16 protein-coding genes are annotated in these 14677 nt (G+C 68.2%); all 16 read left to right on the forward strand.

The features are described from left to right. The first annotated feature begins 47 nt into the window (after window positions 1-47). The 16 genes from fliF to ACN9MV_RS24925 all read left to right on the forward strand — a co-directional run bounded on the left by fliF (window position 48) and on the right by ACN9MV_RS24925 (window position 14409). Entirely contained in the window at window positions 48-1784 is a 1737-nt protein-coding gene (fliF, locus tag ACN9MV_RS24850; RefSeq protein ID WP_426389942.1) for a flagellar basal-body MS-ring/collar protein FliF, read from the forward strand. Beyond that, window positions 1777-2775: a flagellar motor switch protein FliG gene (gene fliG / locus ACN9MV_RS24855; RefSeq protein WP_093058557.1), complete on the forward strand. Its 999-nt coding sequence runs from the start codon at window positions 1777-1779 to the stop codon at window positions 2773-2775. The genes fliF and fliG overlap by 8 nt, the downstream gene beginning before the upstream one ends. Then, window positions 2762-3556 carry a flagellar assembly protein FliH gene (gene fliH, locus ACN9MV_RS24860; protein ID WP_426389944.1) on the forward strand — a complete coding sequence of 265 codons (795 nt, stop codon included), beginning with the start codon at window positions 2762-2764 and terminating at the stop codon, window positions 3554-3556. Before fliG ends, fliH begins: the two co-directional genes overlap by 14 nt. Window positions 3557-3561: 5 nt before the next feature. Beyond that, window positions 3562-5025: a flagellar protein export ATPase FliI gene (gene fliI, locus ACN9MV_RS24865; protein ID WP_426389946.1), complete on the forward strand. Its 1464-nt coding sequence runs from the start codon at window positions 3562-3564 to the stop codon at window positions 5023-5025. Next, the gene (fliJ, locus tag ACN9MV_RS24870) at window positions 5022-5477 is read left to right on the forward strand and encodes a flagellar export protein FliJ (protein ID WP_093058554.1); all 456 of its coding nucleotides are present in this window, start codon (window positions 5022-5024) and stop codon (window positions 5475-5477) included. The genes fliI and fliJ overlap by 4 nt, the downstream gene beginning before the upstream one ends. Before the next feature lie 28 nt (window positions 5478-5505). Then, window positions 5506-6930: a flagellar hook-length control protein FliK gene (locus ACN9MV_RS24875; protein WP_426389948.1), complete on the forward strand. Its 1425-nt coding sequence runs from the start codon at window positions 5506-5508 to the stop codon at window positions 6928-6930. 151 nt (window positions 6931-7081) lie between these two features. Beyond that, window positions 7082-7594, forward strand: a complete 513-nt coding sequence (gene fliL / locus ACN9MV_RS24880) for a flagellar basal body-associated protein FliL (RefSeq protein WP_093077286.1) — start codon at window positions 7082-7084, stop codon at window positions 7592-7594. Between the two features lie 27 nt (window positions 7595-7621). Next, window positions 7622-8623 carry a flagellar motor switch protein FliM gene (fliM, locus tag ACN9MV_RS24885; protein WP_093058551.1) on the forward strand — a complete coding sequence of 334 codons (1002 nt, stop codon included), beginning with the start codon at window positions 7622-7624 and terminating at the stop codon, window positions 8621-8623. Next, window positions 8616-9068, forward strand: coding sequence for a flagellar motor switch protein FliN (gene fliN / locus ACN9MV_RS24890; RefSeq protein WP_093077287.1), 453 nt, complete (start codon window positions 8616-8618; stop codon window positions 9066-9068). Before fliM ends, fliN begins: the two co-directional genes overlap by 8 nt. Further along, entirely contained in the window at window positions 9065-9481 is a 417-nt protein-coding gene (fliO, locus tag ACN9MV_RS24895; RefSeq protein WP_426389951.1) for a flagellar biosynthetic protein FliO, read from the forward strand. Before fliN ends, fliO begins: the two co-directional genes overlap by 4 nt. Next, window positions 9478-10239: a flagellar type III secretion system pore protein FliP gene (gene fliP, locus ACN9MV_RS24900; RefSeq protein ID WP_093058548.1), complete on the forward strand. Its 762-nt coding sequence runs from the start codon at window positions 9478-9480 to the stop codon at window positions 10237-10239. Before fliO ends, fliP begins: the two co-directional genes overlap by 4 nt. 10 nt (window positions 10240-10249) lie before the next feature. Continuing rightward, complete coding sequence (fliQ, locus tag ACN9MV_RS24905; protein ID WP_093178182.1) at window positions 10250-10519, forward strand: flagellar biosynthesis protein FliQ; 270 nt, start codon at window positions 10250-10252, stop codon at window positions 10517-10519. A gap of 28 nt (window positions 10520-10547) precedes the next feature. Continuing rightward, window positions 10548-11333: a flagellar biosynthetic protein FliR gene (gene fliR, locus ACN9MV_RS24910; protein WP_426393199.1), complete on the forward strand. Its 786-nt coding sequence runs from the start codon at window positions 10548-10550 to the stop codon at window positions 11331-11333. 96 nt (window positions 11334-11429) lie between these two features. Beyond that, window positions 11430-12113, forward strand: coding sequence for a GntR family transcriptional regulator (locus ACN9MV_RS24915; protein WP_426389954.1), 684 nt, complete (start codon window positions 11430-11432; stop codon window positions 12111-12113). A 77-nt stretch (window positions 12114-12190) separates the two neighbouring features. Next, entirely contained in the window at window positions 12191-12982 is a 792-nt protein-coding gene (locus ACN9MV_RS24920) for a transporter substrate-binding domain-containing protein (protein ID WP_426389956.1), read from the forward strand. 14 nt (window positions 12983-12996) lie between these two features. Continuing rightward, window positions 12997-14409, forward strand: a complete 1413-nt coding sequence (locus ACN9MV_RS24925; protein WP_426389958.1) for an amidase — start codon at window positions 12997-12999, stop codon at window positions 14407-14409. Window positions 14410-14677 lie beyond the last annotated feature (268 nt).

Raw genomic sequence — 14677 nt, forward strand, 5'->3', positions numbered from 1 at the left:
TCCTCTCCCACCATGGCAACGGCAACCGCCACGACGAAGGTGCACCCATGAGCACGGCGGCGCCCGCGGGTGCTTTGCCTGCGGCCGGCAACGGCCAGCCCGCGCTACTGGACCGCATGCGCGCGCAGCCCCGGCTGCCGCTGATCATCGGAGGCGCGGCCCTGGTGGCCGCCGCGGCCGCGTTCATGCTCTGGAGCCGCGGGCCCGACTACAAGGTGCTCTACACCAACGTGTCGGACCGCGACGGCGGCGCGATCATCGCGTCGCTGCAGCAGATGAACGTGCCCTACAAGTTCGCCGACGGCGGCGGCGCGATCCTGATCGCGGGCGACAAGGTGGCCGAGACGCGCCTGAAGCTCGCGGCGCAGGGCCTGCCCAAGGCCGGCGGCGTCGGCTTCGAACTGATGGACAACCAGAAGTTCGGCACCAGCCAGTTCGCCGAGCAGGTCAACTACCAGCGCGGGCTCGAAGGCGAGCTGGCGCGCTCCATCGAATCCATCGGCGCCATCGAGTCGGCCCGCGTGCACCTGGCACTGCCCAAGCCCTCGCTCTTCGTGCGCGACCAGAAGAAGCCATCGGCTTCGGTGGTGCTCGCGCTCGCACGCGGGCGCAGCATCGACGAAGGCCAGGTCAGCGCCATCGTGCACATGGTGTCCAGCAGCGTGCCCGACCTCGACGCCAAGAGCGTGACCGTGGTCGACCAGCGCGGCAACCTGCTGTCTTCGGCGCGCGGCGGCGACCGCGGGCTGGACGTGAGCCAACTCAAGTACGCGCAGGAGATCGAGCAGGGCTACATCCGCCGCATCGAGGCGATCCTGCAGCCCATCGTGGGCGCGAACAATGTGCGCGCGCAGGTGGCGGCCGACATCGACTTCTCGGTGGTCGAGCACACCGACGAGAAATACAAGCCCAACCAGGACCCGACGCAGGTCGCCATCCGCAGCCAGCAGAGCAGCGAATCGGCGCAGCACGGCGGCGGGCAACCCGGCGGCGTGCCGGGCGCGCTGTCGAACCAGCCGCCGGTGAACCCGACCGCGCCCATCACCGGCCCGCGTGCACCGAACGCACCGGGCACGCCGCCCGCACCGGGAACACCCGGCGCTCCGGGTGCACCGGGCGTGGCAGGCTCCACGGCCAGCACCGCCCCCACCGGCCCGAGCAGCACGCGCAAGGACACCACCACCAACTACGAGCTCGACCGCACCATCCGCCACGTGCAGCAGGCCGCCGGCGGCGTGAAGCGCCTGTCGGTCGCCGTGGTGGTGAACAACCGCGATGCCGTGGACGCGAGCGGCAAGAGCAGCAGCCGCGCGCTGACTCCGGCCGAGCTGGAGCAAATCCGCAACCTCGCGAAGGAAGCCATGGGCTTCAGCCAGGATCGCGGCGACTCGCTCAACGTGGTCAACAGTGCCTTCGCCCGCGACGCCGACAGTGCCCCTGCGCCCGAGGTGCCGTTCTGGCGCGACCGCGAGAACATCGAGCTCGGCAAGATGCTGGGCCAGTACCTGCTGTACGGGCTGCTCGCGCTCTTCGCCTGGTTCGCCGTGCTGCGTCCGCTGATGCGCCGGCACCTGGCTCCCGCGCCTGCACCCGCGGCGTCCTCCGGCCCCGCCTTCGCGCCTGCCGCGGAGCCAGACCCGAACGCGCCCTCCCCCGACGAAAGCCTGCGCGAGCGCGAGGCCAACCGCCGCAAGGCCGACATGGAATACGCCCACCAGGCCGCCGACAAGGACCCGAAGCTGGTGGCCACCCTGATCCAGCACTGGATGCACAACGATGAATAGCGAAATGGGAACCCGCAAGAGCGCCATTCTTCTGATGGCGCTGGGCGAAGACCGCGCCGCCGCCGCGCTGCACCAGCTGCCCACCTCCGAGGTGCAGGCGCTGGGCCTTGCGATGTCGAAGCTCAGCTCCGTCTCCAAGGACGAGCTGGCCGCCGTGCTCTCCGAATTCCGCCACGAGACCGAACAGCTGTCGGCCCTGCACCTGGGCTCGACCAGCTACATCCGCGCCGTGCTGAAGAAGGCGCTGGGCGACGACCGCGCCAGCAACCTGCTCGAGGACATCCTGCAGCCCGACGAGCCGCACGGCGGCATCGAGCGGCTCAACGAACTCGAGGCCGGCGAAGTGGCCGAACTCATCCGCGACGAGCATCCGCAGATCCTTGCAACGCTGCTCGTGCACCTGGACCGCATGAAGGCATCGGAAGTGCTGGAGAAGCTGCCGGCGCGGCTGCGCCACGACGTGATCATGCGCGTGGCCACCTTCGGCGGCGTGCAGCCATCGGCACTGAACGAGCTGACCGACGTGCTCACCGAAATGCTCGCGGGCCAGGGCGTGCGCCGCAGCCGCCTGGGCGGCGTGCGCACCGCGGCCGAGATCGTCAACCTGATGAGCACCGGCGTGGAAGAAGAAGCCATCGCCCATGTGCGCGAACAGGACGAAGCGCTGGCCCAGCGCATCGTCGACGAGATGTTCGTGTTCGAGAACCTGCTGGGCCTGGAAGACCGCAGCATCCAGCGCCTGCTCAAGGACATCGAGTCCGACTCGCTCATCATCGCGCTCAAGGGCGCGCCGATGGAGCTGCGCGACAAGTTCCTCAACAACATGTCGCAGCGCGCCGCCGAGACGCTGCGCGAAGACATGGAGCTGCGCGGCCCCGTGCGCGTGTCGCAGGTCGAGACCGAGCAGAAGGCCATCCTGCAAGTCGCCCGCCGTCTGGCGGAGGCTGGCGAAATCGTGATCGCGGCGCCTGGTACCGATGACTTCGTCTGACACCAACGGCGCCTTCGGCGAGTCGCGCGAACGGCTTGCCGCCATCCATGCCGCCGCGCGCCATGCGGCGGCCGGACCGAAGCCTGCGCCCTCGCCCACTCCCACGCTTTCGGCCTGGGAGCGCTGGGAGATGGGCACCATCGACGGCAAGGCACCCGCCAGCCGCAAGGGCGCGGAGCGCAACGGCCCGCCGCCTGCACCGCCCGCCCCCAGGGTCGACCTTGCCGACATCGCGCGCATCCGCAGGGAAGCCCGCATCGACGGCGAGGCCGAGGGCCGCACCGCCGGGCTTGCCGAAGGCCGCAAGGTCGGCCACACCGAAGGGCTGGCCACCGGCCTCGCGGCCGCCAGCGTGCATGCCGAACGCCTGCGCGCGCTGGCCCAGTCGCTGCCCGATGCATTGCGCCGCGCAGAGGAAGAACTTTCGCAGGCCATGCTCGCGCTCGCGCTCGACGTGGCGCGCCAGGTGGTGCACCGCACGCTGAAGGCCGAGCCCGAATGGGTGCTGCCCGTGGTGCGCGACCTGCTCAACACCGAGCCCGCGCTGCGCGGTGAGCCGCGCCTGCTGCTGAACCCCGACGACGTGGCACTGGTGAAGAACAGCCTGGGCAACGAGATCGAAGCCGCCGGCTGGCAAGTGCGCGCTGACGACACCATCGCGCGCGGCGGCTGCCGCGTGCAGTCCGCCACCGGCGAACTCGACGGCACGCTCGGCACGCGCTGGAAGCGCGTGACCGCCTCGCTGCACGGCGATGCCGACGGGCAGGCCGACTCGCTCTGACGCCCATGCAGACCACCGCTGCCCCCAACGCCCATCTGCAATCGGTGCGCGCCGCGCTGGAGAAAGCGCGCGCCAACGTCGCGCATTGCGAGACCACCATCGCCTCGGGCCGCCTCACCCGCGCCGTCGGTCTGGTGCTCGAAGCCGTGGGCCTGCAACTGCCCGTGGGCAGCGACTGCCTGATCGAACTGCCGCCCGGCCATCCGCAGCGCCATGCCGAAGCCGAGGTCGTTGGCTTCGCCGGCGACCGCCTGTTCCTGATGTCGCAGACCGAAGTGGCGGGCCTCGTGCCCGGAGCGCGCGTGTTCGCGCGGCCCGGCTCGCCGGAGCCCGATGCAGCCGGCATGGCCGGCAACGCACACACCAAGCGCCTGCCCGTAGGCGAAGGCATGCTCGGCCGCGTGGTCGATGCAGCCGGCCGCCCACTCGACGGACTCGGCCCGCTCGACATCGCGCGCAAGGTGCCGCTGAGCACGCCGCCCGTCAACCCGCTGTCGCGTGCGCCCATCGATTCGGTGCTCGACGTCGGCGTGCGCGCCATCAACGCGATGCTCACCGTCGGCCGTGGCCAGCGCATGGGCCTGTTCGCCGGCTCCGGCGTGGGCAAGAGCGTGCTGCTGGGCATGATGGCGCGCTACACCAGCGCCGAGGTCATCGTGGTCGGCCTGATCGGCGAACGCGGCCGCGAGGTGAAGGACTTCATCGAGAACACGCTGGGCGAAGAGGGCCTGGCCCGCGCGGTGGTGGTGGCCGCGCCCGCCGACAACTCGCCGCTGCTGCGCCTGCAAGGCGCGGCGTATGCAACCTGCCTGGCCGAATACTTCCGCGACCGCGGCAAGGACGTGCTGCTCATCATGGACTCGCTCACCCGCTACGCGATGGCGCAGCGCGAGATTGCGCTGGCCGTAGGCGAGCCGCCTGCCACCAAGGGCTATCCGCCGTCGGTGTTCGCCAAGCTGCCGGCGCTGGTGGAGCGCGCGGGCAACGGCGCGCGCGATGCGCAGGGGCGCGGCGGCTCGATCACCGCCTTCTACACGGTGCTGTCCGAGGGCGACGACCAGCAGGACCCGATTGCAGACTCGGCGCGCGCGATTCTCGACGGCCACGTGGTGCTCTCGCGCACGCTGGCCGAGGCCGGGCACTACCCCGCCATCGACATCGAGGCTTCCATCAGCCGCGCCATGACCGCGCTGATTCCGTCTTCGCAGTACGACTCGGTGCGCCGCTTCAAGCAGATGCTCTCGCGCTACCAGCGCAACCGCGACCTGATCAGCGTGGGCGCCTATGCGCCCGGCCACGACCTGCAGCTCGACCAGGCGATCGCGATGTACCCGCGCATCGAAGGCTTCCTGCAGCAGTCGATGGACGAACGCGCGGGCTACGCCGAGTCGATCGGGCACCTCGAAGGCCTGTTCGCGACCGAGCAGCGCGCATCCACGACAACAACACCGCAGAGATTCACGAAATGACACGCAAGCTCCCTCTCGGCATGCTGATCGACCTGGCGCACACGCAGACCGACGACGCCGCGCGGCGCCTGGGTGCGCTGCAGAACGCGCACCTCAACGCCAGCCAGAAGCTCGAACTGCTGCTGCAGTACCGGCAGGACTATCACGACCAGCTCGACGCGTTGATGCGCGACGGCCTGCCTTCTTCTCAGTGGCGCAACTACCGCAACTTTCTGGGCACGCTGGACGGCGCCATCGAGCAGCAGCGCGCCATCGCGGCGCAGACCGAGACCCGGCTCGACACCGGCCGCACCGACTGGCAGCAGCAGAAGCGCCGCCTGAGCTCCTTCGACACGCTGGCCGAGCGCGTGCGCATGCAGGAAATGATGGCCGAGGCCAAGCGCGAGCAGCGCGACAGCGACGAGCGCGCGGCGCGCAAGTTCTTCGACCGCGCCTCGCATCCGACTCTTTGATCTTCACGCAGGAACCGACATGACTCCAATGATCACGCCCCCCGTCATGACGAACGCCACCAGCCAGCCTGCCGCGCAGACCGGCGTGCGCAACCGCGGCGCGGACGAAGACCAGGGCCGCAGCTTTGGCGCGGCGCTGGAGCGTTCGCGCGCAAACAACGGCAGCCACGGCGACGCGGCGCCGAAAGACAGCGCACAGGATGTCGCCGCCATCGACCGCAAGCCGGTGCGCAAGCCCGGCGCGGATGAAGACACGAAGAAAGAAGACGCGCTGCCCGCCGATCCGAACCTCGCCTTTCTCGGGACGGCGCACACGCCGCTGCATGCGCTGACGCTCGCGGGGCGCTCTGCTCAACAGCAACAGGGTGAAGGCGCGGCCGACGCCACCGCCGCAACAGCGCCCGCCGGTGCGGCGGCAGACATTCCGCTGGACCCGGCCCTGCAGGCCGCTGCCGCGAAGACGCTTGGCGCTGACGCAGCCGTCGCCGATGCATCGGCCGCACCCGAAGCCGCTGTGGTCTCGAAAGATGCCGCCACGAAACCCGCGACGGCCGCACTGCCCGCCACCCAGGCTGCGCAACTCCAGGCCGACACCGCACCAGCCGCCTCGCTACACGAACTCGCCCGCGCCGCCATCGCGGCACAGACCATGTCCGTCGGCATCGCGAAGCCCGCATCCGCTCCCGCCGGTTCGCCGGTCGGCACCGCCGCGACCGGCCGCGGCGCCGCATCGCGCGCCCCCGTGAGCGCCACCACCGCCGAGCAACTGGCCAGCGCCGCGCAGCAACCCGAAGCGGCCGACGATGCACAAGCCAAGGCCGCGCCCATTGCAGCAGTGTCAGCCGCGACCGCCAGCGACACGGACGCCCAGCCACCCGTGGCACCCATCGCGCTCCAGCAGCCCGCCGCGATAGCAACCGCTTCATCAGACAGCGCGAACGACACGGCCGCCACACGCGCCCCCGTGCACACCATCGCCCCCGAAGTCGGCAGCGACAAATGGGCGCCGGCCCTCGGCCAGCAGCTGGCGCGCATGAGCACCAGCGGCAATCACACGGCCGAACTCAACCTGAACCCCGCCGGCCTCGGCCCGCTCAAGGTGACGCTGTCGATGGGCGACAACCAGGCGCAGGCCATGTTCGTGTCGGCCCATGAGAGCGTGCGCAAGGCCATCGAGGCCGCGCTGCCGCAGCTGCGAACTTCGCTGTCGGAGCAGGGCATCACGCTGGGCCAGACCTCGGTCGGCGCGGAAACCCGCCAGCCCTTCGGCAACGACGCCGCCTTCGCACAGCAGCAAAGCCAGCAACAGCAGCAGAACGCCGCGCGGCAGCAGGCGGCCTCCCCTTACCCCGGCACAGGCCGCACCACGGCAAGCGCCCCGGCAATTGCGCCCCTCGCCGCCGTGCGCGCGGGTGCTTCCAACAACGCAGCCGGGGTGGACACCTTCGCCTGAGCCCCGGCAACACATTCGCCCCCCGCCCGCGACGGCGCCCTGTGCGGCGCCCCGCAATGAACGGATATGAAACGCCTTTGTGCGCTTGTTCGGCCGTTCGTTCGCGAGGGACTTCGCAAAGAATAGATCGGACAAGAAAAACCGCTTAACCATGGCTACCTCATCACCCGCCGCAACTGTCGCACCGGCCATCTCCGCAACGCTGGCCCCCCGCCGCTCCTCGAAGCTGCTGATCGGAATCGTGATCGCCGTCGGCCTGATCGCTGCCGGCGGCGCGGCCGCGTATGTCTTCCTGCCCCGCTTCATGGGCGCCGCCTCCACCGAAACGGCCAAGGCGCCGACGCCCGAGAAGCCCATCTTCCTGACGCTCGAGCCGCTCACCGTCAACCTGCAGTCGGAAGGCCGCGGCCGCTTCCTGCAGATCGGCATGGCGGTGCGCGTGCGCGACGAGCAGACCAAGGCGCAGCTCGTCGAGTTCATGCCCGAGGTGCGCAGCCGCCTGCTGCTCCTGCTGTCGAACCGCGCGCCCGAATCGGTGGTGGCGCCGGAAGACAAGGCCAAGCTGGCCGAGGAGATCCGCAAGGCGCTGAGCACCCCGCTGGCCCCGGACACGCCCGAACTGGGCATCTCCAGCGTCTCCTTCAACACGTTCGTCGTGCAGTGACCACCTCTTCCTTCGGACAAGCGATCCATGGCGTATGAACAGGTGCTCTCCCAGGACGAGGTCGATGCGCTTCTGCAAGGCGTCACCGGCGGAGACCTCGACCAGGCGGCCTCCCCCGCACCGCCGAAGGACGGCCTGCCGGCCTACGACCTCGGTGCTCCCGACCGCGTGGTGCGCAACCGCATGCACACGCTGGAGGTCATCAACGACCGCTTTGCGCGCGGCCTGCGCGGCGCGCTGCTGAACTTCATGCGCCGCAGCCCCGACATCTCGGTGGGGCCCGTGCAGATCCAGCAGTACGGCGAGTTCGTGCGGCACCTGCCGGTGCCCGCGAACATCAACATGATCCACATGAAGCCGCTGCGCGGCACCGCCCTCTTCGTGTTCGACCCGAAGCTGGTGTTCCTCGTGGTGGACAACCTGTTCGGCAGCGACGGCCGCTACCACGTGCGCGTGGAAGGCCGCGACTTCACGCGCACCGAGCAGCGCATCATCAAGCGCCTGCTCGACCTGTCGCTGCAGTGCTATGGCGACGCATGGCAGCCGGTGTTTCCGCTCGACTTCGACTACGTGCGCGCCGAGATGCACGGCAAGCTCGCCAACATCGTCGCGCCCAACGAGGTGGTGATCAACACCACGCTGCAGATCGAGTTCGGCCCGGTGGGCGGCTTCCTGCACGTGTGCATTCCCTACTCGATGATCGAGCCGATCCGCGACCTGCTGTCCAACCCGATCCAGGACGAGGTCGAGGTCGACAAGCGCTGGGTCAAGCAGATGTCGCGCCAGATGCAGGCCGCCGACGTCGAGCTGGTGGCCGACTTCGTGACCATGCCATCGACGCTGGGCGAAGTGATGAAGCTGCAGATCGGCGACGTGATTCCCATCGAGCTGCCCGAGACGGTCGTCGCCAAGGTCGGCGGCGTGCCGGTGATGGAGTGCGGCTACGGCACCTCCAACGAGCGCTATGCGCTGCGCGTGCAACACATGATCTCCCACCAAGACAGCGATTTGAAGAACGACCATGACTGACAACACCTCTTCCGGCAGCAGCGACGCGGACGACTGGGCCAGCGCCCTGGCCGAGCAGACGGCCGCCTCGGCTCCTGCCGCATCCGAACCCGCCCCCGCACCCACATTCGCGCCCGCCACCGCGCAGGTCTTCCAGCAGATCCAGGACGCGCCGGCCCCCGCGCACTCGTCCACCACGCCGGTAGATATCGCTCGCGTGCTCGACGTGCCGGTGCAGCTCACCGCCGAGATCGGCCGCACGCGCATCACCATCAAGAACCTGCTGCAGCTGTCGCAGGGCTCGGTGGTGGAGCTCGACGGCCTGGCCGGCCAACCGCTGGACGTGCTGATCAACGGCTACCTCATTGCGCAAGGCGAAGTGGTTGTGGTGAACGAGAAGTACGGCATTCGCCTGACCGACATCGTCACGCCCTCCGAGCGCATGCAGAAGCTCGCGCGCGCATGAGCCTGCCAACAGTGCCCACGCCCGTTCACGACGTGGCTCCGGCTGCCGTCGGCGCATCGGGCCTGCTGCAGGCCGGCTTCGGCATGGCGGCGGTGGTCGGCCTGATTTTTCTGTGCGCCTGGCTGGCGCGGCGCTTCGGCCTCCAGCGCCTGGGCAGCGGCCAACTGGTGAAGGTGGTGTCGAGCGCCGCAGTCGGCCAGCGCGAGCGCGTGGTCGTGGTGGAAGTGGGCGACATCTGGCTGGTGCTGGGCGTCACGCCGAGCCAGGTCAACACGCTGCACACGCTGCCGGCGCAGGCCCATGCGGCCGCTGCAGCCTCCGCGTCGCCATCGGTCGCACCCACACCCGTCGAACTCTTTGCCCGCAAGCTGCGTGAAGCCCTCTCGGGCAAGCCGCATCGTCCTGCCCCATGAAGAACCCCGCATTGCGCCGCGGCATGCGCGCCGCGCTGCTGTTGCTCGCCGCCACGCTGCTGCCCGCCGTTGCATGGACGCAGGGCCTGCCCGGCATCACCAGCACGCCCGGCCCCGGCGGCAGCCAGACCTGGTCGCTGAGCGTGCAGACCATGGTGCTGCTGACCTCGCTCACCTTCCTGCCCGCGCTGCTGCTGTCGATGACCAGCTTCACGCGCATCCTCATCGTGCTGGGCCTGCTGCGCACCGCCATCGGCACGCAGACCTCACCGCCCAACCAGATTCTGGTGGGGCTGTCGCTCTTCCTCACCTTCTTCGTGATGTCACCGGTGCTCGACAAGGCCTACAACGAGGCCTACAAGCCCTTCTCCGAGAACAAGATCAGCGTCGACACCGCGCTGGAGCGCGGCATTGCGCCCTTCAAGACCTTCATGCTCAAGCAGACCCGCGAGAACGACCTGGCCCTGTTCGCCCGGCTCGCCAAGGTGCCCGAGATGCAGGGCCCCGAAGACGTGCCGCTGCGCATACTGCTGCCCTCCTTCGTCATCAGCGAGCTGAAGACCGCGTTCCAGATCGGCTTCACCATCTTCATACCGTTTCTCATCATCGACCTCGTGGTGGCCAGCGTGCTGATGTCCATGGGCATGATGATGGTGCCGCCCGCTTCCATTGCGCTGCCCTTCAAGCTGATGCTGTTCGTGCTGGCCGACGGCTGGCAACTGCTCATCGGCGCGCTCGCGCAAAGCTTCTACCTCTAGGTACGCAGAGATGAACCCCGAATCCGTCATGACCATGGGCTACAGGGCCATGGAAATCTCGCTGCTCATCGGCGCGCCGCTGCTGCTGGTGGCACTGGTCATCGGCCTGATAGTGAGCATCTTCCAGGCCGCCACGCAGATCAACGAAGCCACGCTGTCCTTCATTCCCAAGCTGCTGGCCGTGTTCGCGACGCTGGTGATTGCAGGGCCATGGATGCTCGACCGCATGCTCGACTACATCCGCGCGCTGTTCGCCGGCATTCCGCAAATGCTGGCGTGACGTGATTTGAGGTGACGTGACCCCGTCGATCATCTCGGTCACCTTGGCCCAGCTCGAGGGCTGGATGGTGGCCTTCCTCTGGCCCTTTGTGCGCATGCTCGCACTGGTGAGCACCGCGCCGATCTTCGGCGAAGCGTGGGTGCCGCGGCCCGTGAAAGTGGCCATTGCCGCCATGCTGGCCTTCGTCATCTCGCCCACCATCGGGGCGCTGCCCACGGTGCCGGTGGTGTCCGCAGGCGGCGTGTGGATCATCGTGCAGCAGGTGCTGATCGGCGTGGCCATGGGCTTCACCGTGCGGCTCGTGTTCACCGCCGTGCTGGCCGCGGGCGAATACATCGGCCTGCAGATGGGCTTGTCGTTCGCATCGTTCTTCGACCCGATGAGCCATGGCAGCACCATGGTGGTGTCGCGCCTGCTGAACATGCTGGCGATGCTGATCTTCCTGGCGCTCGACGGGCATCTGCTGATGGTGAATGCACTGGCTGAGAGCTTTCACACACTGCCTATTGCAGATGCGCCGCTTGCGTCTGGTGGGTGGATGTTCCTGGTGCTGGCCGGGGGCGACATCTTTGCCAGCGGGCTGATGCTGGCGTTGCCGTTGATTACCGCGCTGCTTACGCTGAACCTGGCGATGGGCATATTGAACCGCGCATCGCCGCAGTTCAGCATTTTTGCGGTGGGGTTTCCGCTGACGCTGCTGGCGGGGATTTTCATGATGCAGTTGTTGATGCCGAATCTGGGGGCGTTTCTGGAGCCTCGGTTTGGGGAGGCTGTGGGGAACATGTTGCGGGTTACGCAGGGGCTGCGGCCCTGATTCGAAGGTGATGCAAAGGACCCGGATCGCATGAAGATCCAAACTGGTGCATCAAACTGATTAATCAGATGGCATGAGATCTGCTTGATCAGATTCATGCCATCTTCCACCGACATCAGCGAGCGCATCGTCGAGGCCGTCCTCGCCAAGAAGCTCGCACCGGGTGCCCGCCTCGGCGAACAGCAGCTATGCGATCTCTTCGATGCACCGCGCGCGGTGGTGCGCGAGGCGCTCACCACCTTGTCGGTTCGCGGCATGGTGAAGGCCAGCGCGCGTCGCGGGTGGTACCTGGTCGAGCTGTCGCTGGAGGAAGCCCAGGCCGCTTTCGACGCGCGCCTCGTGATCGAGACCGGCCTCATCCGGTGCAGCAAGCCTCCGGCCTCCAAGGCGCTGCAGCGGCTGCGCACGCACCTGAAGCGTCAGCGCGAAGCGGTCGAAGGCACCGATGTGGGAGCGCGCAGCTTCCTGCTGGGGGACTTTCACGTCTGCCTGGCCGAATGCCTGGGGAACAGCGTGCTCGCGGCCACGGTTCGCGACCTCACCGCACGCACGATGCTGATCGCCTTGCGCTACCAGTCGGAAGACGAGGCTGCGCACTCCTTCAGCGAGCACAGCGCCATCGTCGAGGCGCTGGAAGCCGGCGACATGGCCCTGGCCGAACAGCGCGTCTTCGCCCACCTGTCGACCTGGCAACTCAAGCTGCGGGTGCCCGCAGACCAGACGCCCGACCCGTTGGCCGAACTGCGGCTCGCGCTCACGCCGGTGTCTGCGCCCCGGTGAAGCATCCCCTGCCACGCGCCCCCGATTTCCCTGCCGACTTCTTCTCAACGCCCATCCCAACCTCGGAGCACGCCACCATGTTCAGCAAACGCCACCTTTCCCTCGGCCTCGCAGCCGCCCTTACCTTTCTCGCAGCCGGTGCCTCGCACGCACAGAACGCGCTGGACACGATCACGAAGAGCAAGACGGTCCGGATCGCGATTCCCACCGACTTTCCGCCCTACGGCTCGGTCGGCCCGGACATGGCGCCCCAGGGGCTGGACATCGAGGTCGCGCGGCTGATCGCCGGCAAGCTCGGCGCCAAGGTCGAATTGATTCCGGTCTCGACGGCGAACCGCATCCCCTATCTGCAGACCAAGAAGGCCGACCTCGTGATCTCGACGCTGGGCAAGAACCCGGAGCGCGAGAAAGTCATCGACTTCACGGTGGCCTACTCGCCCTTCTTCATCGCCGTGTTCGGCCCGAAGACGCTGTCCGTGAAGGCGCCGGCCGAGCTCGCGGGCAAGTCCATCTCCGTCACGCGCGGCTCCGTGGACGACGCGGAACTCACCAAGGTGGCGCCAGCCAACGTGGAGTTGCGCCGCTTCGAGGACAACAACGCGACCATCTCGGCCTTTGTCGCCGGACAGACGCAGCTGGTGGCAACCAGCGCCCAGGTGGCGAGCACCATGATGGCGAAGAACCCGCAACTTGGGAGCGAGCTCAAGTTCGTGCTGAAGGATTCCCCGAACTTCGTCGGCGTGGCCAAGGGAGAGGACGCGCTGCGGCTCAAGGTCAACGAGATCTTGCTCGATGCGAAGAAGAGCGGCGAACTCGACAAGCTGGCCGTCAAGTGGCTGGGCCGCCCCGCCGGCGATTTGCCGCAGTAAGGCGCTCCCACGACATGAACGAGCCATGGCGCCTCAGTGCGGCGCAGTTGACCGCCGGGTACGCAAAGCAGTTGTTCACGCCCATCGACGCGCTGCAGGCGTGCCTGGCACGCACCGAGGCTTGCGAGCCGTCGCTCAACGCCTTCGTGGCACTCGACCGGGAAGGTGCGCGGCGCGCGGCGGCGTCCAGCGCGGCACGCTGGGCCACCGGCCGGCCGCTGGGCCCGCTCGACGGCGTGCCAATGAGCGTCAAGGACAACATGCACGTCGCGGGTCTTCCCACGTCGTGGGGAAGCAGGCTGCTGCAGGGCTTTGTCGCGTCGCACGACGAGCTGCCCGTGGCGCGCCTGCGCGCGGCAGGCGCCGTGCTGTTCGGCAAATCGAACCTGCCTGAATTCGCGATGCAGGGCTACACCTCCAACGCCCTGCACGGTACGACCCGCAACCCCTGGGACACCGCGCTGACGCCGGGCGGATCGTCGGGCGGTGCCGCGGCGGCGGTCGCGGCGGGCCTGGGGCCGCTGGCGCTGGCTACCGATGGCGGCGGCTCCATCCGGCGGCCTGCATCGCATTGCGGTCTTGTGGGATTCAAGCCTTCGCGCGGCCTCGTGCGCAGGGAGCGCGGCTTGCCCGAGATATTCCTCGACTACGAAGTGGCCGGCGGAATCGGTCGCTGCGTGAAAGACGTACGGCATCTGACGGCGGCAATCGCAGGATCGCGCCTGGAGGCCGGCCAGCCCACGTCGGCTCGCATTCTTTTCGTGCCCCGGTTCGGCACCCATGCCGTCGACCCCAACATTGCCGCGTCGGTGCGTCGCGCGGCCGAGGGTTTCGCCGCGTTGGGGCATGCGGTGGACGAAGCACAGCAGCAGGTGAACTGGTCGGAGGCGATCAACGCGCTGTGGCCGACGCTTTCCAATGCAGGGCTCGCCTGGATGCTCCAGCGCGCATGGCAATGGCCCGAGTTCGGATTGCCCGAGGGCGTTCACCCGGATCTCTCACGCTGCGGCGCGGTCGCGCAGGCGAATTTCAACGCCGGCCTGAAGCTCGATGCATCCGGCCTGTTCGACGTGCTGGCGGAAGTGCGTGAGCTCGAGCGACAGATGGAAGTCGTCTTCGCCCGCTACGACTTCATCCTCACACCCGCGACGGCCGCCCTGCCCTGGCCCTGTGAACAGAGCTATCCCGAGCGGATAGCGGACACGGAAGTCGGCCCGCGCGGGCATGCCGTCTTCACCGCCTTCGCCAATGCCGCGGGCTTGCCGGCCATAGCATTGCCAAGCGCGCATGCAGAGGGCCTGCCGACCGGCATCCAGCTGGTCGCATCGGCCGGCCACGATGCCGAACTGCTGGCATTGGCCATGCAGTATGAGGAAGCCTTTCCATGGCCTGCGCTGTGGGACGAAGGGTTTCACTCAACGGGCTGAAATGAGGAGGTTCCACCCGGCATTTGGGTTGGAACTGCGGGCCATAGGGGCATCTCGCTCCTCTCGATCGCAGATGTCTGCGTGGCTATACTGCGCCCGTCATGTCAAAAACAGGCGTGATCGGGATTGGCGTCCCGCTGAAATCACTGCGACGCAAGCCGCAGTTTCCCCGCAGGGTCTGCGGCTTCGTCGTTCGTGCCTCCAGTTTTGGCGGCTCGATGGGCGGGCGCGAGCCCGGCCGGTTTCACGCAAGTGGTTTCCCGGTACG

Source organism: Variovorax sp. R-27 (assembly GCF_049913215.1).
Lineage (GTDB): Bacteria > Pseudomonadota > Gammaproteobacteria > Burkholderiales > Burkholderiaceae_C > Variovorax.